This window comes from Sphaerisporangium sp. NPDC088356, from assembly GCF_040685555.1.
GTDB lineage: Bacteria > Actinomycetota > Actinomycetes > Streptosporangiales > Streptosporangiaceae > Sphaerisporangium.
Genome location: NZ_JBFBIK010000132.1, coordinates 1 through 19,637 on the forward strand (window position 1 = coordinate 1; position 19,637 = coordinate 19,637).

Annotated in this window: 14 protein-coding genes; 8 read left to right on the forward strand and 6 right to left on the reverse strand. The window is 70.0% G+C overall.

The window, feature by feature from the left end; genetic code table 11:
• Nucleotides 1–43: 43 nt before the first annotated feature.
• Entirely contained in the window at nt 44–592 is a 549-nt protein-coding gene (locus tag AB0O34_RS31565) for a hypothetical protein (protein ID WP_363921682.1), read from the reverse strand.
• 1,059 nt (nt 593–1,651) lie between these two features.
• Here AB0O34_RS31565 and AB0O34_RS31570 point away from each other — a divergent pair.
• Nucleotides 1,652–2,107, forward strand: a complete 456-nt coding sequence (locus AB0O34_RS31570) for a tyrosine-type recombinase/integrase (RefSeq protein ID WP_363921684.1) — start codon at nt 1,652–1,654, stop codon at nt 2,105–2,107.
• 75 nt (nt 2,108–2,182) lie between these two features.
• Here AB0O34_RS31570 and glnA read toward each other — a convergent pair whose 3' ends face one another.
• On the reverse strand, nt 2,183–3,544 hold the full coding sequence (gene glnA / locus AB0O34_RS31575) for a type I glutamate--ammonia ligase (protein ID WP_363921686.1): 1,362 nt from the start codon (nt 3,542–3,544) through the stop codon (nt 2,183–2,185).
• A gap of 490 nt (nt 3,545–4,034) precedes the next feature.
• Here glnA and AB0O34_RS31580 point away from each other — a divergent pair, with 490 nt between their 5' ends.
• The 5 genes from AB0O34_RS31580 to AB0O34_RS31600 all read left to right on the forward strand — a co-directional run bounded on the left by AB0O34_RS31580 (nt 4,035) and on the right by AB0O34_RS31600 (nt 12,925).
• Nucleotides 4,035–5,285, forward strand: a complete 1,251-nt coding sequence (locus AB0O34_RS31580; protein WP_363921688.1) for an expansin EXLX1 family cellulose-binding protein — start codon at nt 4,035–4,037, stop codon at nt 5,283–5,285.
• Nucleotides 5,286–5,433: 148 nt separating this feature from the next.
• Nucleotides 5,434–7,458, forward strand: a complete 2,025-nt coding sequence (locus AB0O34_RS31585; protein ID WP_363921690.1) for a sensor histidine kinase — start codon at nt 5,434–5,436, stop codon at nt 7,456–7,458.
• Nucleotides 7,459–7,515: 57 nt separating this feature from the next.
• The gene (locus tag AB0O34_RS31590; RefSeq protein WP_363921692.1) at nt 7,516–9,483 is read left to right on the forward strand and encodes a sensor histidine kinase; all 1,968 of its coding nucleotides are present in this window, start codon (nt 7,516–7,518) and stop codon (nt 9,481–9,483) included.
• Nucleotides 9,484–9,651: 168 nt separating this feature from the next.
• A complete protein-coding gene (locus AB0O34_RS31595; RefSeq protein WP_363921694.1) occupies nt 9,652–11,055 on the forward strand; it encodes a BTAD domain-containing putative transcriptional regulator in 1,404 nt (467 codons plus the stop codon).
• A gap of 79 nt (nt 11,056–11,134) precedes the next feature.
• The gene (locus AB0O34_RS31600) at nt 11,135–12,925 is read left to right on the forward strand and encodes an NAD+ synthase (protein WP_363921696.1); all 1,791 of its coding nucleotides are present in this window, start codon (nt 11,135–11,137) and stop codon (nt 12,923–12,925) included.
• 2 nt (nt 12,926–12,927) lie between these two features.
• Here AB0O34_RS31600 and AB0O34_RS31605 read toward each other — a convergent pair whose 3' ends face one another.
• Together AB0O34_RS31605 and AB0O34_RS31610 are read right to left on the reverse strand one after the other, a co-directional pair.
• Entirely contained in the window at nt 12,928–13,533 is a 606-nt protein-coding gene (locus AB0O34_RS31605) for a TetR/AcrR family transcriptional regulator (protein ID WP_363921698.1), read from the reverse strand.
• Nucleotides 13,534–13,540: 7 nt separating this feature from the next.
• Nucleotides 13,541–15,100: an MFS transporter gene (locus tag AB0O34_RS31610; protein WP_363921700.1), complete on the reverse strand. Its 1,560-nt coding sequence runs from the start codon at nt 15,098–15,100 to the stop codon at nt 13,541–13,543.
• Nucleotides 15,101–15,406: 306 nt separating this feature from the next.
• Between AB0O34_RS31610 and panB the strand changes: the two genes are divergently transcribed.
• A complete protein-coding gene (gene panB, locus AB0O34_RS31615; protein ID WP_363921702.1) occupies nt 15,407–16,255 on the forward strand; it encodes a 3-methyl-2-oxobutanoate hydroxymethyltransferase in 849 nt (282 codons plus the stop codon).
• A 188-nt stretch (nt 16,256–16,443) separates the two neighbouring features.
• Here panB and AB0O34_RS31620 read toward each other — a convergent pair whose 3' ends face one another.
• Together AB0O34_RS31620 and AB0O34_RS31625 are read right to left on the reverse strand one after the other, a co-directional pair.
• Nucleotides 16,444–16,818 (reverse strand): hypothetical protein, encoded by a 375-nt coding sequence (locus tag AB0O34_RS31620; RefSeq protein WP_363921704.1) that lies wholly within the window; start codon nt 16,816–16,818, stop codon nt 16,444–16,446.
• A 44-nt stretch (nt 16,819–16,862) separates the two neighbouring features.
• Nucleotides 16,863–17,249: a TraR/DksA C4-type zinc finger protein gene (locus tag AB0O34_RS31625; protein ID WP_363921706.1), complete on the reverse strand. Its 387-nt coding sequence runs from the start codon at nt 17,247–17,249 to the stop codon at nt 16,863–16,865.
• 476 nt (nt 17,250–17,725) lie between these two features.
• Between AB0O34_RS31625 and AB0O34_RS31630 the strand changes: the two genes are divergently transcribed.
• A partial coding sequence (locus AB0O34_RS31630) for a glycoside hydrolase family 2 TIM barrel-domain containing protein (protein ID WP_363921708.1) occupies nt 17,726–19,637 on the forward strand: 1,912 nt, incomplete at its 3' end.

Consider the following 19,637-nt stretch of genomic DNA (forward strand, 5'->3'; position numbering starts at 1 on the left):
CCCGCCACCGCCGGTGGCGGGCGCTCATTGCATCTGGGGGCCGTCAGAGGACCTGAGTGACCTTGGCCTTGAGGACGGAGGTGGAGGAGGGTGTGCTGATCATTTCCTCGGACGGCCTGCTCATCTGGTCGCCGGTGACGTCGATCGAGCCGATCGTCGAGTCATCGCCGCCGGTCAGCTTGTACGACACGGTGTAGGTCTTGTCATCCGGCAGCGGGGGGCCACCGTAGGCCAGCTCGGCGCGGTAGGTGACGTTGCAGCCAGCCGACCCGTAGCATTTCTTGGAGATCGTCTTGATCGTGACCTCGAAGTCGCTGCGCTTGGGCGTGTACTCGGCCGCTGGCTCCGTGCTGGTCTCGTCCACGACCGGCTGCTCGCCGCCCGACTGTGCGACCGGTGCCGACGTGCCGGACGTCACGGCCTTGCCAGCGCCGCCGATGGCGAACCCGCCCACACAGCCGACCGCGAGGGCTGCGACCGCGATGAGGGTGACGGCCAGCTTGCCGACCCCCTTCTGCACCGGGCGCTGCGGCGGAGGAAAGCCCGGCTGCTGCGGCGGCGGGAAGCCCGGCTGCTGGTATTGGTGGGTCATGTAAAGCCTTTCGCTGTGGCATCGACCGCGTTCCGAGTCGCACTGCCGGACGGGGGGCTGACTTAAAGGTGACGCCTTCGCGGTGCACGAGGTTGGCCACTGCGTATCAATCGTGATCTGGCCCTCTTGAGACGCGGTGATCAGCGATCATGGGCGACTGGCACGGTTCCCTCGAACAAACTCGGTCAAATCCTCGATGTGCCGGGGTCCTGCTTCTAGGCCGCTACCGATGGATACTTGCCAATCACCAATCTCCAGAAATCCTCGACCTCAGAATTGCCCCGGTACTCCTTGAGATCTAGGCATAGGTCAGAGATGTACCGAAGATAGCGGGCTGACTTGAGAGATCCGGCAAGCTCTATGGCCTGCGTCGCCAGAATGGCCGCTTGGCCAGGCTCTCCCTGATGAACGTAAGTGGCCGCTTGTACAAGTCGAATGAATGCGAGGGTGCGAGCGTAAACCGGGTCGGTGAGTTCCAAGCATCGCCCAACGAACTCTTGCGCGATACGCGGATTTCGCAGATTGCGGAAACAGTGCGCACCCTCGCCCGCTAACTCAGCATCGTCGAAGTAGCTTAGCGCTCGCGACGCCCTTCAAGCCCTCTTGCGCTGCTCGGGCAAGTTCTATTGCCTGGTAGAACTTTCCCAGATAGTTCGCCTGATGGCTCATGTTGCCGAGTAGCCGACCCCCGAGCATGCGGTCATCCGCAGCTTGAGCGAGGCGCAAAGCATCGATCATGTAGCGCTGGGCGAGACCGTGACGCCGAGGTCGTGAGCCGTCCAGCCGAGAGGCTGCGCTATCTCTGCGGCGGCGGAACAGCGCTCTGCCGACCGGCTCAGTGAATTTCCCTTCCAAGAGCGGGCTCACATCACGGGCGTAGAACTGGGCCAAGGCCGCCGCGCGCATGTCCACCCCGAATTGGAAATCAAGTTTTCATGAAGAGCGCGGTTGTCGTCCGAGTGGCACGGACATCCGACTCTCCCACGCTGAGCTGTGCACCGCTCCACACCGGCAATGATTCGGCCCTCGACAGCAACCATGTGAGAAGCGGCTGCGTCCATGCGGCGGGCACCACGGCCTGTACCGCAACTGGATCGTCCGCCAGACCCGGCGGATCAGTCCGAGCAGTCGCGAACTAACCTCGGGGACAGCATCGGCATAATCAAGGCTCTGCTCAAGAGTTGTCGGCGTGAGAACGCCGCCCATGCCGATGTCCTCAAGGGAAAACCGCACGCCGGCGTCATCCCGGAGCCGAAGGGTAGCGAGCGGCACCAGGCCGCACGCGAGCACGGCATGCACGCGCTGAGGCACCTCTATGCCTCGGTCCTGCTGGACGCCGGGGAGAACATCAAGGCTCTCAGCCAGTACCTCGGCCACAGCGATCCGGGATTCACTCTCAGGGTCTACACGCACCTGATGCCGAGCAGTGAGGGACGGACCCGGAGGGCCGTGGACAAGATCTATGAGGCCGCCGAATCCCAGCCCGACGGCCCACAGACGGCCCAGAGGCAGTGAGACGGCGTAGGGCCAACGGTTTACCGCCGTTGGCCCTACGCCGTCATTTTGAGAAACTCTGCCGGTGCCCTGCGCTTACAGCACTGGGAGATAACGGTCCAGCTCGAACTCGGTGACCTGGCGGCGGTATTCGTGCCACTCGGCGCGCTTGTTGCGCAGGAAGTAGTCGAAGACGTGCTCGCCCAGGGTCTCGGCGACCAGCTCGCTGCGCTCCATGACCGAAATCGCCTCGTCGAGGCTCTGCGGCAGCGGCTCGATGCCGAGTGCGCGGCGCTCGGCGCTGGTCAGCGCCCACACGTCGTCCTCGGCGCCCGGGGGCATCTCGTACCCTCCCTCGATGCCCTTCAGGCCGGCGGCGAGGATCACCGCGAACGCGAGGTAGGGGTTGCAGGCGGAGTCGAGCGACCGGAACTCCACGCGGGTGGAGTTGCCCTTGTGCGGCTTGTACATGGGGACGCGGACGAGCGCGGACCGGTTGTTGTGGCCCCAGCTGATGTAGCTCGGCGCCTCACCCCCGAGCCCGGCGATGGCCTCGGCGCCGCCCCACAGCCGCTTGTAGGAGTTCACCCATTGGTTACAGACGGCGGTGATCTCGGCGGCGTGCTTGAGCAGGCCGCCGATGAACGAGCGACCGATCTTGGAGAGCTGGTAGTCGGCCCCGGGCTCGTAGAACGCGTTGCGGTCACCCTCGAACAGGGACATGTGGGTGTGCATGCCCGAGCCCGGATAGTCGGTGAAGGGCTTGGGCATGAACGACGCCCAGATGCCCTGCTCCAGCGCGACCTCCTTCATGACGAGCCGGAACGTCATGATGTTGTCGGCGGTCGTGAGCGCGTCGGCGTACCGCAGGTCGATCTCCTGCTGGCCGGGGGCGCCCTCATGGTGGCTGTACTCCACCGAGATGCCCATCGCCTCGAGCATCATGATCGCGTTGCGGCGGAAGTCGTGGCCGGAGCTGTGCGGGGTGTGGTCGAAGTAGCCGCCGGAGTCGTTCGGCACCGGCTTCTGGCCGTCCCCGGGCCGCCCCTTGAGGAGGAAGAACTCCACCTCGGGATGGGTGTAGAACGTGAAGCCCATGTCGGCGGCCTTGGCGAGGGTCCGCTTGAGCACCCAGCGCGGGTCGGCGTGCGAGGGCGAGCCGTCCGGCATGAGGATGTCGCAGAACATACGGGCGGCGCCCGGCGTCTCGCTGCGCCAAGGAAGGATCTGGAACGTCGACGGATCGGGCTTGGCGAGCATGTCGGACTCGTAAACGCGGGCGAAACCCTCGATCGCCGAACCGTCGAAGCCGATGCCCTCGGCGAACGCCCCCTCAAGCTCGGCCGGGGCTATCGCCACCGATTTGAGGAAGCCGAGCACATCGGTGAACCACAACCGGATGAACCGGATGTCGCGTTCTTCGAGCGTACGGAGCACGAACTCCTGCTGGCGGTCCAAGGCATCCCCTTCTGCCGGACGGTGTCGGACACCATCGTCGTCGCGCTGAACCCGTCTCTGAGTCGGCGGAAGACTTGTCTGGTCATCTACCAGTCTGCCCGCTTGGTGTTTCGCACACGTTACGCGGGTCCGTAGTGAGGAGACGACCGGAGCCGGCGCGCGACCATATCTGGCCGCCCGGATCCCACCGCGCCCGGGCCGGTGCCCAAACGGCCTGCGTGGCAGGTCACGGAAACATCCCGTTCATCTACCGGGAGCCCCTGGTGGCCGCGTCGTAGATCAGTGGACGGTCGAGGGCCGTAGTCGTCGCTTAATGTGACAGCATGGTGTCGTTCTGCATTCGTCAAGGGTGAGGTCCGGCGAGGGAGAGCACATGAACGCGGATCGGCGGCGCGCCGGGCACCCGGCCCGGCGACGGCGACTGTGGCATCCGCCTCTTCGGCGGCGACGCTGGCCACCGGTCGTGTGGTCGCGACCGTGGCCACGGGCCGTGTTGCCGCCGTCGCTGCGCACGGTCTGGCCGCGCCGCCCGGCTCTCGGGCTTCCGGGAGCCCGGGGTCCCGTCGTGTGGCAGCGGCTGGCATGGGCACTGTCGATGGCCGCGGCGCTCACCCTGGTGGCGCTCGGGGCCCAGGCCGGCAAGAACGGCGCCTGCGCGCAGGGCCGTGGGGACACCTCCGGCCGCGCCAGGGTAGCCACCGGCCAGGCCAACATGGTCGCCGAGGGCGCGCGGTGGCGCGGCGGCGACTGCTCCCTCGGCGGAGCCCTGCTGGGCGACCTGGTGGCGGCCGTGTCCGCCGAGCAGTACGCCGGTTCGGCCGCCTGCGGGGCGTATCTCGACGTGACGGGCCCGAGCGGCACGGTCCGCGTCCAGGTGGTCGACGAGTGCGCGTCGTGCGCTCCGGGCGAGCTCGACCTGAGCCGCTCGGCGTTCGCCCGGGTGGCGGGCACCGACCTCGGCATCGCGCTGGTCAGCTACCACACGGTGCACAACCCCGAGGTCCCGAGACCCGTGGCGTTCCGCCTCAAACAGGGCTCGTCGGCCCGGTGGCTGGCGATCCAGGCGATCGACCACGGCAACCCCCTCCAGCGACTGGAGGTCCTGCGGGAAGGCCGGTGGCAGGCCCTGTCCCGCGACTTCGACAACTACTGGGTCGCCGACCGCGGCCTCGGCTCCGGGCCGTACACCGTGCGCATCACCGACGTGTACGGGCAGCAGGTCACCGCGACCGGCATCCGTCTCGTGCCGAGGGGGCTCCAGCGCACCACACGCCGGCTGTACGGCCCGGCGAAGGCGTCCCCCGTGCCACGAGACCATTCTGGGAACGGCGCGCACGGCGCCGCCGGCGGGGCCGCGCCCAGAGCCGGCGTGGGAAGCCATGACGGCCGGTCCGGGAGCGCCCCGCCCGGAGACGGGGGGTCAGGAAAGGCGGCGTCAGGCACGTCCGGAGTCCCAGGGCCGGTGGGGCCGAGGCAAAGCGCGGCAGGGCCGGGGAGCCAGGGCCATGGAGCCGGAGGGCTCGGGAGCCAGAGCGACGGGGTCCCCGAGTCCTGGGAGTCCGGGAGCCTGGGCGACGGAAGCGCGGGGAGCATAGAGGCCGGGGCGGGCGCCGGGGTCTCGGGCTCCGAGGGGCACGCGGCCAGGGGCACCCTCCAAACACCCTCGGACGGCACCCTGTCCCCCGATCCCGACCGGGCCCCGTTCACCGCCCTGCCGTCCAGCCGCCCGTTCTTCTGCTGACGGCAGAGTGAAAACGCCAGTCGGTATTTGACCCCCTATATCGGTTGAAATGCGATAGCAAGCGATCGTTGATTAGCTGTTATCCGCCGTCCCATACTTTTCCGGATGCCTCCCGTACCACTGGGAGCGCAGAGGGGGGCATGGCGGAATGCGCGGGCTCGGCTTGGCGGCGAGGGCGCTGGCGGTGGCATCCGCCGGGCTGGTCGCAGTGGGGATCTTCCTGCGATTCCAGGTCGACGTCTCCGAGCGGGTACGCCCGGGCGTGCTGACCGGGGACGACGTGGTGGGCGTCGTCTACCCCGTGCTCGGGTTGCTGCTCGTGCTACAGCGGCCCCGGCTGCCGGTGGCCTGGCTGATGCTGGCAGGCGGCTTCGCCACCGCGACCCTGGGCTTGTCACAGGCCCTTTGGGAACGCTCCCGCCTCGCGGGCGACCTGCACACGGCGTCGCTCATCGGTGACTACAACGCCGTCGTGGGCGCGCTGTGCATCGTCGCGGTGGACCTCCTGCTGCCCCTGCTGTTCCCCGATGGCCGGCTTCCCGCCCGCCGCTGGCGTCCGGTGGCGGCGCTCGTCGTCGGCATGGTGCTGTTCCTGGCGTTCCTCCACGTCGTACGGCCCTCGGTGCCCGGGTCGCCCGCGGGGCCGAACCCCTTCGAGATCGCGGCGCTGGCGCCCTTGGAGGCCTGGTTCGGCGGCCTGGACGTCGACTGGTACCTGATCATCGAGGGCATCTGCGTGCTGTCCCTGGTGGACCGGTTCCGGACGGCCGACGCCACCGCGCGGCGGCAGGTCGGCTGGCTGCTGTACGCGGTCGCCGCCAACTGGGCCGTCGAGAGCTGGATGCCGTACTCGGTGCCCGCCATGCTGACCACGGCCGCCATCCCCGCCGCCATCGTGATCGCGGTGACGCGGTACCGCCTGTACGGCATCGACACGCTGGTCAGCCGGACGCTGATCGCGGCGGGCATACTGGGCGCGGTCGGAGCCGTCTACTTCGCGGTCAGCACCCTCGGGCTGGTGTCGGCGGGCCTCGGGCAGCTCGCCGGGCTCGCCGCCGCACTGTTCGCGGGCGTGGCGTTCCAGCCGCTGCGACGAGCGCTGCGGCGCCTCGCGGACCTGCTGTTCTACGGGCACAGCGGTGACGCGGGCCACCTGACGCAACGGCTGACCATGGAGGTCCACTCGACCGAGCCCGCCAGCGCCTTGGCGGCCGTGGTCGCGACGGCCCGTGAAGCCCTGACCGTCTCGGGCGTGGCCGTCGAGGTGACCGGCGGGCGGCCGGAGCGCGTCGCGGTGGGCCTGGTGGGCCCCTCGCCCCGCGAGGTGCCGCTGGTCTGGCACGGCGTGCCCGTGGGACGGATGCTCATCGGCCGGCCGGGCCAGAGGCGCTTCCCGCTCGCCCACGACGAGCGCATGATCACGGTGCTGACCCCGTTCGTGGCCGATGTGGCCCACGCCGCCAACATGGCCGCCGACCTGCAGCGCTCACGCCACCAGATCCTCACCGCGCGCGAGGAGGAGCGCCGCCGCCTGCGCCGGGACCTGCACGACGGCCTCGGGCAGGCCCTCGGCGACATGGCCATGTCCGTCACCATGGCGAGGAAGGTGCTGCACGACTCCCCCGAGTCGGCGGAACGCCTGCTCGTGCGGCTGCGCGCCGGCATGGACCGGGTCACCCACGAGATCCGCGAGCTGGTGTACGGGCTGCGCCCGCCCGCGCTCGACGATCTGGGCCTGGCGGAGGCCGTGCGCCTGCTGGCCGAGCCGGACGCGAGCCTCGTGGTGGAGGGCGAGCTGGACGAGCTCCCGGCCGCCGTCGAGGTGGCCGCCTACCGCATCACCCAGGAGGCCCTGACGAACGCCCGGCGCCACGCGCGGGCGTCCCGCATCGTGGTCACGCTGAGCCGTTCGGCCGACGGGCTGCGGTTGCGCGTCCGGGACGACGGGGTCGGCCTGCCCGCCGAGTTCCGCGCCGGCGTGGGGCTGGCGTCCATGCGCGAGCGCGCCGCCGAGCTGGGCGGGACGTGCGCGATCACGGCCGAGACCGAGGGCGGCACGCTCGTCGAGGCGAGCTTTCCGATCACCGCGGATGAGGCCTCTGACGACGAAAGGGTCTCAGATAAGCCCTACGACCGCTCCTCTCATGAATTGTCCTACTTGAGAGCCCCATAATTCACTGATGGCGGGGAGATCGAGAGCTACCGGCCATCGCCGGGAAAGGTGAGTGGGATGGCCAGGATCACGCCGCCGCGAGCGGCGGCCGCCGTCGTGGCCGTGACGTCGCCACTCCTGGTGGTCGCCGCGCTGATGATCTCCGCCGGCCTGCCGCCCGACTACCGGCTCGCCCCTCTCGCGAGCCCCGACCTGGCGGCCGGCCTCACCTTTCCCGCCGTGGGGGCCTTCCTGGTGTTCCACCGGCCCCGTCTGACCATGGCGTGGCTGATGTGCGCCGGCGGCCTGGCCGGGGGGATCAGCGAGTTCAGCGGCATGCTGATGTTCCGCCTCGCGGCGGACGGCGAACTCGCCGCCGCCGGCTACCTGCGCTGGGTCTACTCGACCGGCTGGGCGGTGTGCGGCGTGTCGCTCGCGATGCTGCTGCCGCTCTTCTCGCCCGACGGCAGGCTGCCCTCCCGCCGCTGGTGGCCGGTCGCCGCCCTCGGCATCGTCTCGATCTCGGTCGAGCTGGTCCGGCAGATCGTGAGGCCGGCACCGGCCCCCGGCGCCCTTCCCGTGCTGATCCCGAATCCGCTGGCCATCGAGGCGCTGCGGCCGTACAACGAGGTGATCAGCAGCGTCGCCTGGGTGGGCATCATCGGCGCGGTGGTGCTGTCGCTGCTCTCCCTGGTCGTCCGGTTCCGCTACTCGGGCCCGGTGGTGCGGCGGCAGATCGCCTGGCCGCTGGTGGCCTTCACGGGGTATGTCGTGTTCCTGCTGCTCGGTGATCAGTGGTGGGCCCTCGCCACGATCTGGGCGGCGCTCGTGCCGATCGCCATCGCCTTCTCGGTGACGCGCTACCGGCTTTACGGGATCGACACAATCATCAGCAGGGCCTTCGTCGCCGCCGGGGTCATCGCCGTGGTCAGCGGGGTCTACTTCGGCATCGGCGCCCTGTCCAGCCTGGTGGTGTCGCAGCAGCACCAGATCGCGGGCCTGGTCGCCGCGCTCTTCGCGGGAGCGTTCTTCCAGCCGCTGCGCCGGATGTTCCAGCGGCTCGTCGACCGGATGATGTACGGCAGCGTGGGCGACCCCCGGCTGCTCGCCGAGCGCCTGACCCAGGAGGTGCGCAGCGCCGATCCGGCCAGGGCGCTCTCGTCGGTGGTCACGGTCCTGCAGGACGGCCTCGCCGTCGAGGGCGCGGCGGTCGAGGTGGTGGGCGGCAAGCCCCGGTACGTCGAGAGCGGCGACGTGGGCGACTCCCCCCGCCAGATCCCCCTCATATGGCACGGCGAGACCGTGGGCCGGCTGCTGCTCGGGCGTCCCGGCGCCCGCCGCTTCGCCGCAGCCCACGACGAGCGCGTGCTCAGCACCCTCGCGCCGTACGCCGCGGACGTCGCCCACGCGGTCCGCATGGCGGCCGACCTCCAGCGCTCGCGCGAGCGCATCCTCACCGCGCGGGAGGAGGAGCGCCGCCGCCTGCGCCGCGACCTGCACGACGGCCTCGGGCAGACGCTCTCCAGCATGGCGATGACGATCAACATGGCCCGCAGCAGCCTGAAGAGCTCCCCCGACTCCGCCGACACCCTGCTCCGCGACCTGCGGACCGGCATGGACGCGGTGTCAGGGGACATCAGGCAGCTGGTCTACGGCCTGCGCCCGCCCGCGCTGGACGACCTCGGGCTCGCCTCGGCCGTACGGTCCCTCGCCGGTGAGGGACCGCCGGAGACCACCGTCGAGGTCACCGGCGAGCTGTCCGACCTGCCCGCCGCCGTCGAGGTCGCCGTGTACCGGATCATGCAGGAGGCGCTCACCAACGTCCGCAGGCACGCCCACGCCACCCGCGCGCACATCACGCTCGAACGCGGCCCGGACTTCCTTCGGCTGCGGATCGGCGACGACGGCGCGGGACTGCCGGACCGGCCGCGCGCCGGGGTGGGCCTCACTTCGATGCGGGAACGGGCCGCCGAGCTGGGCGGCAGCTGCGGGGCCGTCTCCGCGCCGGACGGGGGCACGATCGTGGAGGCCGTGCTCCCGCTCTGACCCGGGGTGATCACGCTCTGAGGGCGGGGCGGGGGTCACGCTTTCTTACCACTCGGCAACGTCGGCAGGTGTTGCCGTACGGATAAATGACCTTTTGGCTCTACGCTATGCGCTGCGATGTTGAAATTTCATGCCCTCGGACCGTTTCAGGCGCTTCACCATGATTCGGTGCTGGATTTGGGCGGGCAGCGCCAGCAGGCCGTTCTCGCCCGGCTCCTCGTGGCACACGGCCGCGCCGTACCCATGAGCGTGCTGATCGACGAGCTGTGGCCAGGTGATCCCCCCGCGCAGGCGCTGTCGACGATCCAGGGCTACGTCTCCCGGCTGCGCCGCGCGCTGGAGCCGGACCGGGCGCCCCGCGAGGAGGCCGAGGTCCTGATCTCCGCCCCTCCCGGGTACGCGCTGCGCACGGCTCCCGCGAGTGTCGACTCCTGGCTGTTCGAGAGCCTCGTACGCGCCGAGCACGGCGACGACGCGGCCACGGTGTTCGAGCGCACGGACCAGGCGCTCGCGCTGTGGCGCGGGCCGGCACTGGCGGAGTTCGCGGAGCTGCAGTGGGCGTCCGCCGAGGCGATGCGGCTGGACGAGCTGCGGCTGATGGCGATCGAGCACCGCGCCGACGCGGCGCTGCGCCTCGGCAGGGCCGCCGCCACGATCCCGGACCTGGAGGCCCACGCCTCGGCGTACCCGCTGCGCGAGGAGGCCTGGCGGCTGCTCGCCCTCGCCCTGTACCGCGCGGGACGGCAGGGCGACGCCCTCGGAGCGCTGCGCCGGGCGCGCACGCTGCTCCGCGAGGAGCTCGGGCTCGACCTCGGCACGACCCTCCAGCGCCTGGAGCGGGACATCCTCGCCCAGGCGGCGCACCTGGACACCCCGGCGAGGGACGCCCCGCCGCCCGGGATCCGCGCCCAGGAGACCTCGACGCTGCGGGTGGTCGTCGCCGACGACCAGGCACTCGTCCGTACCGGGCTGCGGGTCATCATGGAGAGCGAGCCGGGCCTGGAACTGGTCGGCGAGGCCGCGGACGGCGAGCAGGCCATCGCGCTCATCCGCCGCACCCAGCCCGACCTGGTGCTGATGGACATCTCCATGCCGCGGCTGGACGGCCTCGCGGCGGCCCGCCGCGTCCTGGCCGACGCCGCCCCGCCGAAGGTGATCATGATGACCACCTTCGGCACCGACGACAACCTGTACGCGGCCCTGCGCGCCGGGGTCAGCGGCTTCGTGCTGAAGACGTCGGCCCCCGAGCAGCTCATCGCGGCCATCCGCGCCGCCGCGGCCGGGGACGCGCTGATCGACCCGGCCGTGACGACCCGGCTGATCGCCAACTTCGCCGGGCAAGGCGGCCCGGCCGTCCCGGACGGGCTGAAGGGGCTGTCCGACGGCGACCTGGACCTGGTGAAGCTGGTGGCACGCGGCCTGACCAACCAGCAGGTCGCCGAGACGCTGGCCGTGCCGGAGGAGCAGGTGGCGGCCGCGATGGCCTCCGTCCTCGACCGGCTCGGCATGTTCGACCGCGCCCAGCTCGTCGTGCTGGCCTACGAGTCCGGGCTGATCAGCCCGAGGGCGTGACACCTCGCGCCCCGGGCGCGACGTAGCGCGCCCACCGCCCGCAAGGTCCTCGCGGCCAACCACACGTAAGGTGGAGACCGTGCCACAACTGCGTATAGCCCTGGCCCAGACCAACCCGGCGGTGGGCGACCTGTCCGCCAACGCCGCCAAGCTCGTCGAGTGGACCCGCCGCGCGGCCGGCCGCGGCGCGCACCTCGTCGTGTTCACCGAGATGTTCCTGACCGGGTATCCCGTGGAAGACCTGGTGCTGCGCACGTCGTTCGTCGACGCCTCGATCGCGACGCTGGAGGCCACGGCCGCCCGGCTGGCCGGCGAGGGCCTCGGCGAGATCCCGGTGGTCGTCGGGTACGTGGACCGCTCGGGGGTCGCCCCGCGCACCGGGCAGCCGAAGGGAGCGCCGCTGGACGCCGCCGCGCTGCTCCACCGCGGCCGCGTCGTCACCCGCACGGCCAAGCACCACCTGCCCAACTACGGGGTGTTCGACGAGTACCGCTACTTCGTCCGCGGCGACCGGCTGCCGATCTTCCGCCTGCACGGCGTCGACATCGCCATCGCCGTGTGCGAGGACCTCTGGCAGGACGGCGGCCCGGTGTCGGCCGTGGCCGAGGCGGGCGCGGGCCTGCTGGTGGTGCCGAACGCCTCGCCGTACGAGCGGGAGAAGGACGACGTCCGGCTGGCGCTGTGCGCGAGCCGCGCGCGCGAGGCCGGATGCGCGCTCGCTTACGCCAACCAGGTCGGCGGCCAGGACGAGCTGATCTTCGACGGCGACTCCATCGTGGTGGACGCCGAGGGCACGCTGATCGCACGTGCGGCCCAGTTCCGCGAGGAGCTCCTGGTCACCGACCTCGAGCTGCCGCCCGCCGACCCCGGCGCCCGGACCGGTTCGTTCCCCGTGGACGCCGGAGACGGCACCACGATCACCGTCGAGCGGCTGGAGCTGTCGGCCGAGCCGCTGCCCGCCTACGCCCCCGAGCCGGCGAGCGTCGCCCCGCGCCTCGACGACCTCGAAGAGGTCTACTCGGCGCTGGTCCTCGGCGTGCGCGACTACTTCACCAAGAACGGCTTCGGGTCGGTCATCCTCGGCCTGTCGGGAGGCATTGACTCGGCGCTGACCGCCACGATCGCCGCCGACGCTGTCGGCCCCGACCGGGTCCACGTCGTGCTCATGCCCTCGCGCCACTCCTCCGACCACTCGGTGGGCGACGCGCGCGACCTGGTCGAGCGGCAGGGGCTCCATTCGCGGCTGGTCCCCATCGAGGGCATCGTCGACGCCTTCGAGAAGGAGGTCGACCTGCACGGCCTCGCCGCGGAGAACCTCCAGGCGCGGGTGCGCGGCATGCTGCTCATGGGGCTGTCGAACGAGCACGGCCACCTCGTGCTGACGACGGGAAACAAGAGCGAGCTGGCCACCGGCTACTCAACGCTGTACGGCGACTCGGCGGGCGGCTTCGCCCCGATCAAGGATGTCCTGAAGACGACGGTGTGGGAGCTGTCGACCTGGCGCAACGCGCAGGCCGGCCGCGAGGGCGACCTGCTGCACCACTTCGCCGTGCCGCCGATCCCGGAGAACTCCATCACCAAGGAGCCGAGCGCCGAGCTGCGGCCCGGCCAGCGCGACACCGACTCGCTGCCGCCCTACGACGTGCTCGACCGACTGCTGGCCGACTACGTCGAGCGCGACATGGGCAAGGGCGAGCTGGTCGCCGCCGGGCACGACGCGGAGCTGGTGGCGAGGGTGATCCGCCTGGTCGACCTCGCGGAGTACAAGCGCCGGCAGTATCCCCCGGGTCCGAAGATCACGCCGAAGAACTTCGGCCGCGACCGCCGGCTCCCCATCACCAACCGCTGGCGCGAGACCCCCGCCACCTGAGCTCAGGGCCGCAGGCCCCCGAGGACCTGGTCGGCGATGCGTTCGGCCAGGTCGGCGGGGAGCTCGTCGTCGTTGTCGCGCCACTTGGTGAAGAACAGCATCGCGCCGGTGAGCGCGGCCATCGCCACCTCGATGTCGACGTCGGCGCGCAGCTCGCCCGAGTCGACGCCTCGCTGGACGACCCCACGGAGCGCCTCCCGCCTGGGCTTGATCGCGATCTCGCGGAAGCGCTCCGCCAGGTGCGGGAAGCGGTCGGACTCGCTCAGCGCGATGTTCATGATGCAGCGGGTGCGGCGGGAATGCGTCTCGTGCCGCATCACCGTCAGGTAGCGGACGACGTTCTCGCGCACGGACTGACTGTCGAGCTCCGGTAACGGGGCCTTCAGGGTGGCCAGCGCGTCGACCACGAGGTCTTCCTTGTTGGACCACCTGCGGTAGATCGTCGTCTTGCCGACGCCCGCCCGCGCGGCGATCGCCTCGATCGAGAGCTCGGCCACACCGGTGCCTTCGGCGATCATGTCGATCGCCGCGTCGATGATGGCCTTCTCCGCCTTCTCGCTGCGGGGACGGCCCGGCGTGCGGACCGCCCCCATCTGCTCACTCACCATGGTCAGTTCACACTACTGCCGGTTCCTTGCTCTCCGGACGCGCGACCGGGGTCTCGGACGCGTGCTTGCCGGGCAACCACTTCGCCACCACCGCCGCGCCGATCAGCGCGACCACCGCGCCGGACAGGGCGGTCAGGTGCATGCCGTCCATGAAGGCCTGCTTGGCGGGGGCGATCAACGTCATGCCCTTGGGCCCGAGCGCCTGCGCGGCGCCCATGGTGGCCGTGATCGACTCGCCCGCCGCGTGCCGGAGGTTCTCCGGAAGAACGGTCAGCGAGCCGGCCACGTTCGTACGGTAGGTGGCGGACAGCAGCGAGCCGAGGATCGCGACGCCCAGGGCTCCGCCGACCTGGCGCACGGTGTTGGTCATGGCCGAGCCCACGCCGGCCTTCTCGCGGGGCAGCGAGGACATGACGGCCTCGGTCGCGGGCGGGTTGATGTTGGCCATCGCGGCGCCCTGGACGAAGCCGATGATCTCGAAGACCCAGATCGAGGTGTCGACCTGGAGGAACGAGTAGCTCGCCAGTGCGGCGGCCACGACCACCAGGCTGGTGGTGGCGACGACCTTGGCGCCGAACCGCCGGACCATCTGGGCGCTCAGCGGCGAGAAGATGAGCTGCGCCGCCGCGAACGGCAGCACCAGCGCGCCGGCCTGCAACGGGGAGTACCCCTTGACGATCTGCAGGTAGAACGCCAGGAAGAACATCACGCCCATCATCGCGAAGAACACGAGCCCGACGCTGGCGACGGCCGTGGAGAACCTCGGGATGGCGAAGTACCGCACGTCGAAGGCGGGGTGGGCCGTCCTGCGCTCGTGCCAGACGAAGGCCGCGAGCACCGCGACGCCGGCCAGGGTGGGCGCCCAGACCTCGGGGTCGGCGACCGTGCCGAGCTCGCCGCCCTTGATGATGCCGTAGACGACGCCGACCAGGCCGACGATCGAAAGGAGCACTCCCACGGGGTCGAGCTGGGCCTTGTCGGGGTTGCGCGACTCGGGCACCAGGAAGGCGATCAGGATGGAGCTGATGATCACGACGGGCACGTTGACCAGGAAGACCGAGCCCCACCAGAAGTGCTCCAGCAGCACGCCGCCGGTGATCGGGCCGATGGCGATGGCCAGGCCGACGCCTCCCGCCCAGATGCCGATCGCCTTCCCGCGCTCCTCGGGAGCGAAGACGTTGGAGATGATCGCCAGCGTGGCGGGCATGACGGCCGCGCCACCCAGGCCCATGGCGGCCCGAGCGAAGATCAGCTGGACCGGATCAGTCGAGTAGGCGCTGGCCAGGGATGCCAGTCCGAACAGCACCATGCCGACCTGCAGCATGCGCTTGCGCCCGAACCTGTCACCGAGCACCCCGAAGGTGAACAGCAGTCCGGCGAAGACGAGAGTGTAGGAGTTGATGGCCCATTCGAGCTGGCTCTGCGTCGCCCCGAGCCCCGCCACCGGGTCGGCGATGACCTTCAGCGCGACGTTGAGAATGGTGTTGTCGAGAACGATCGCCAGCAGGCTGAACACCATCACGCCGAGGATCTGCCATCGGCGTGGGTGACCTGTCGGTTGCTCCACTATGCCCCCAAAGCACGGTTTTACGGATATTTTCGATACGATGGTGTTTCGCAACGCTACCGTAGCGGTTCCCAATTCGATACGCAACCGTACCGTTTCGATATTTATCGGGGGTGTACGTGGCGTTTCGCGTGCGTTACGGACAGCAACCTCACAGACGCGGAAGCACCCCTGTGAAGTGACGCGGATCTCGGGGGTAAGGGGATGGGCGGGGGCATCCCGGGTGTTGCTATAACGGTCAGGCGTGCGATGATCTGACCGTCCGGGGACGCCACAAGGGCGCCTCGAGGCCTGGAGGGATCCACGATGTCCTCTACGTCAATTTCCAGCCCGTCGACCGCGCTCTACGGCGGCAAGGCTGGGCGAAGAGTGACCGTCCGCGACATCTCCGCCGCCAAGGAGCGCGGTGAGAAGTGGCCGATGGTCACAGCCTACGACGCGATGACGGCGAGAGTCTTCGACGAGGCCGGCATTCCGGTCATGCTCGTCGGCGACTCGGCGGCGATGGTGGTGTACGGCTACGACTCCACCCTTCCCGTCTCCGTCGACGATCTCATCCCGCTGACGGCCGCGGTGGTCCGCGGCTCGTCGCGCGCGCTGGTGGTCGCCGACCTCCCGTTCGGCTCCTACCAGTCGTCTCCCCAGCAGGCCCTGGAGTCGGCGGCCAGGTTCATGAAGGAGGCGGGCGCCCACGCGGTCAAGCTGGAGGGCGGGCGCCGCGTCCTTCCGCAGATCGAGACGCTCGTCTCGGCCGGCATCCCGGTCATGGGCCACCTCGGCCTGACCCCGCAGTCGGTCAACGCCTTCGGCGGCTACCGCGTGCAGGGCCGCGGCCAGTCGGGCGACGAGCTCATGGCCGACGCCAAGGCCCTGGAGCACGCGGGCGTCTTCTCCGTCGTGCTCGAATGCGTGCCCGCCGACCTCGCCGCGCGGGTCACCTCCGCCCTGTCGGTCCCGACGATCGGCATCGGCGCGGGCCCCTCGTGCGACGCGCAGGTGCTCGTCTGGCAGGACCTCATGGGCCTCACTCCGCAGCCGGCGAAGTTCGTGAAGAAGTACTTCGACCTGGCCGGAGAGATGGACCACGCGGTCCGCGCCTTCGCCGACGAGGTGGCCACCGGCGCCTTCCCCACCGCCGAGCACAGCTACCGCTGACCCCGGCACTCCACGAGCCCGACCACCACCTTACCGCTCCGGAGCCCGCGCGCCACGCCCGGGCCCGGAGCGGCGAGGCTCGGCGACCGTCCGCCAAGGCCGCCTTCACCGCCCGCCTCCACACCGCTCATGTCCGCGAGGCGGGCCGACCGCGCCCGGCCCTGTCGTGGCGCCGGTCGCCGGCCGTGTCAGGAGCCGTCCGCCGGCGCGATCGCCGGTTCCTCGCCGGCGGCGAGCGGGAAATAGGCCAAGAAGGTGACACCCTCCTCGGTGGCGTCGAACTTCTCGATCACCGAGCCCTCGGGCTCGTGGAACACGTCTCCGGGGCGCAGCACCGAAGGTTCCCGGCCTGCTATCTGGTACACGGCCGAGCCGGATTCGATGCTCCCGAACACGGGCGCGTTGTGGATGTGCGGACCGGCGGGATGGCCGGGGACGATCCGGATGCGGCGGATCTGGATGCGCTCGATCGCCTTGACCGGGCTCACCGCTTCATCCAGCAGGATCTCTCGGGTCGCCGGCGCCTCGGCGGCGTGGGTCCCAAGGGGCGCGTGGTTCTCCATGAACCCATGATGCCCGACCCGGCGGACGGGCGAGCGGGCCCAGGTCAGCGGCTGGTGCCGGCACAGGCGATGCAGGTGGTGGCGGCGGGGCGGGCCTTCAGGCCTTCGAGAGCGATGGGGCGGCCGCAGACCTCGCACCGCCCGTACGTACCGTCGCGCAGGCGTTCGAGAGCCTGGTCGAGGTCGGTGAGGTGGGTCGCCGCCTGGTCGAGCAGGGATTGGATGTGGGCTCGCTCGAAGGCGGTGGAGGACCCCTCGGGGTCGTGCTCGTCGTCGGTGGCCACCAGGGCCGAGGATTCGACGATGTCGTTCCAGTCGCGCGTCAGCGAGGCGACACGCGACATGGTGCGCTCGCGGTCGGCGGCGAGAAGGTCTCGCATGGCGGCCCGCTCCGAGGAGGAGAACGCGGCGTCCTGAGATCGCTCAGCCATCACGGCCTCACCTCCAGATCCAGCTTATTCACTCCCGCCGCGAAGCCGACCGGGTCTCCACGGCATCGAATCGATTCGTTTGACGGTGCGAGTTCGACCCAGGTCTGGATGGTCCTGAGCGTGCCGATTCTCGATCTTGGAACCGTGTTCGAGGCGTCCAACGCAGCCTGAAACTTACATGACGTCTAGGACCGCGTGATCTCATCGGGCGTGATGGGAGCCAGACGGCCGAAGTCATCCGATCTCTGTGCACCCTGAGCATTGACAGGTGGGAGCCTGGGCCTTAAATCTGATGTCCGGCCATGCCGTCGAACCGATACGATACTCCCATTACAAGGAGACAGTATGCCCCCCTCAAGCCGCCGGCTTTCGCCGGCGAACGGCGACGGCCCGAACGGCCGCACGGTGGCGCCCGCGGAGGGGCGGCCGGACCCGGGAAGTGCCTCACGAACGGGATTCACCCGAAAGGATTACCGATGAAGCGGAGCGACCCCTCCTCCCGTCCTCGACGTACGGCGAGCTGGTGGCCGGCTGTGGTGGCGGCCTTGCTGGTCGCGTTGATCGGGGCCCAGCCGGCTGTGGCGGCACAGCGGTCCGCGGCGTCGGAGTCCACCGCGTCGGTCGCCGCCGCCCCAGGAGACCTCGACGGCTTCACCGCGGGCAATGCCGCGATCGCTTCGGTCGACCTCGCGGGGACGTGGAGTTTCACGCCGGCGGGCCGGTCGGCGACGTCGATCAAGGTGCCCGGAGGTGGCTGGTACAAGCAGGGGTTCACCGATGTGTCCCAGGCGGTGTACTCGCGTACGGTGACGGTGCCGGACTCGGGGCAGCCGCAGTCGGCGTGGATCGAGTTCGGCGCCGTGAACCACCAGGCGACGTTGTCGGTGGACGGGCGGGTGGTCGCGACGCAGACCACGGCCTTCACTCCCTCGAAGTTCGACATCAGCGCCTACGCCGCCCCGGGCACCACTCACACGATCAGCGTCGACGTGAAGGGCCGCGGCGCGCTGAAGGCATCCAACGGCCGGTACCTGGTGCCCGACGCCGCCGAGTGGTCCGAGGCGGTCCCCCAGGGGATCTACCGTTCGGCGTTCCTGCGGGTGTACCCGGCGGTGTACGTCAGCGACACATTCGTGCGTCCGTCGGTGGCGAACAAGACGTTGAGCTACGACGTGACGGTGCGTAACACGTCGGGCAGTTCCCGGTCGGTGACGTTGACCGGGTCGCTGTCGTCTGACAACGGAACGGCTTTCAGCTACCCGGCACTGCCCAGCCGTACGCTCACCGTGGCGGCCCACTCGACCGGGACCGTGACGGTCGGGGCGGTCGCGTGGAACCTCGACAGCACCTCGTACTGGTGGCCCAACGTGCCGTACAAGTCGGGGTACCGGGCGCAGCTGCACCTTCTGGCGGTGCATGCCGCCACCGATGACGGGCACACCAGCGACGCCAAGTACCGGTTCGGGTTCCGCGAGGCCACCCAGAACGGCGAGTACTACTACCTCAACGGCGTGCGGGCGAACTTCCGCGGCGACAACCTCCAGGGTGCCGACTACGACCGGATCAACAACGGCGGCAAGGGCGACGCCTACGACACCCTGCCCGGATTCCTTCCGCCTTCGTCGGGCAACGGCGGCTGGCCGCAGGCCGTGGACAACTACCAGCGGCTGAACTACAACGTGGTGCGCGTCCACCAGGAGCCGGCCAGCCCGTACATGTTGGATGTCGCCGACGAGATGGGCCTGATGCTCATCGACGAGGTCGCGATCCGCGGCTCCCAGTCCGGGCAGGATTGGATCACCGGGCACGACAACATGGTCAACCACGCCCGTGCGCTGGTCCTGCGCGACCGCAACCACCCCGCCGTCATCCGCTGGAGCCAGAACAACGAGCCGAACCAGAGCGGCCAGGATTCCGAACAGTTCGAGAAGGACCTGTACGCGGCGATGAACGGCGCCGACGGCACCCGGCCGATCATCGCCGAGCTGGGCGTCGGCGCGAATCTCAACATGTATCCCGGGATGACGTACGCCAACTTCGCGGTGATCTCGCACTACGTCGACGGCTTCGGCAGGTACGGGGAGGGCCTGATCACCGTGAACGGGCGGCCCGAGGGCGAGGGCGAGTTCATCTGGCCGGCATGCAACACCAAGCAGGGCTTCGAGTGGTTCGCCACGGCGACCCTGGCCAAGCGCGGCAAGGGCGCCGCCGATCTGCGCCCGTACACGCTGCTGTCCGCGTGGGCCGGTTTCGTGCCCGGCGTGCGTTCCACGGACTTCACCCCGGAGGAGGGCGGTCATCCGCTCTACGGCGTGGACAACCTCTCGGACCCATGGAGCAACCCCCAGATCCAGCGCGTGCAGGCGGCGTTCAACCCGGTGGCCGCGG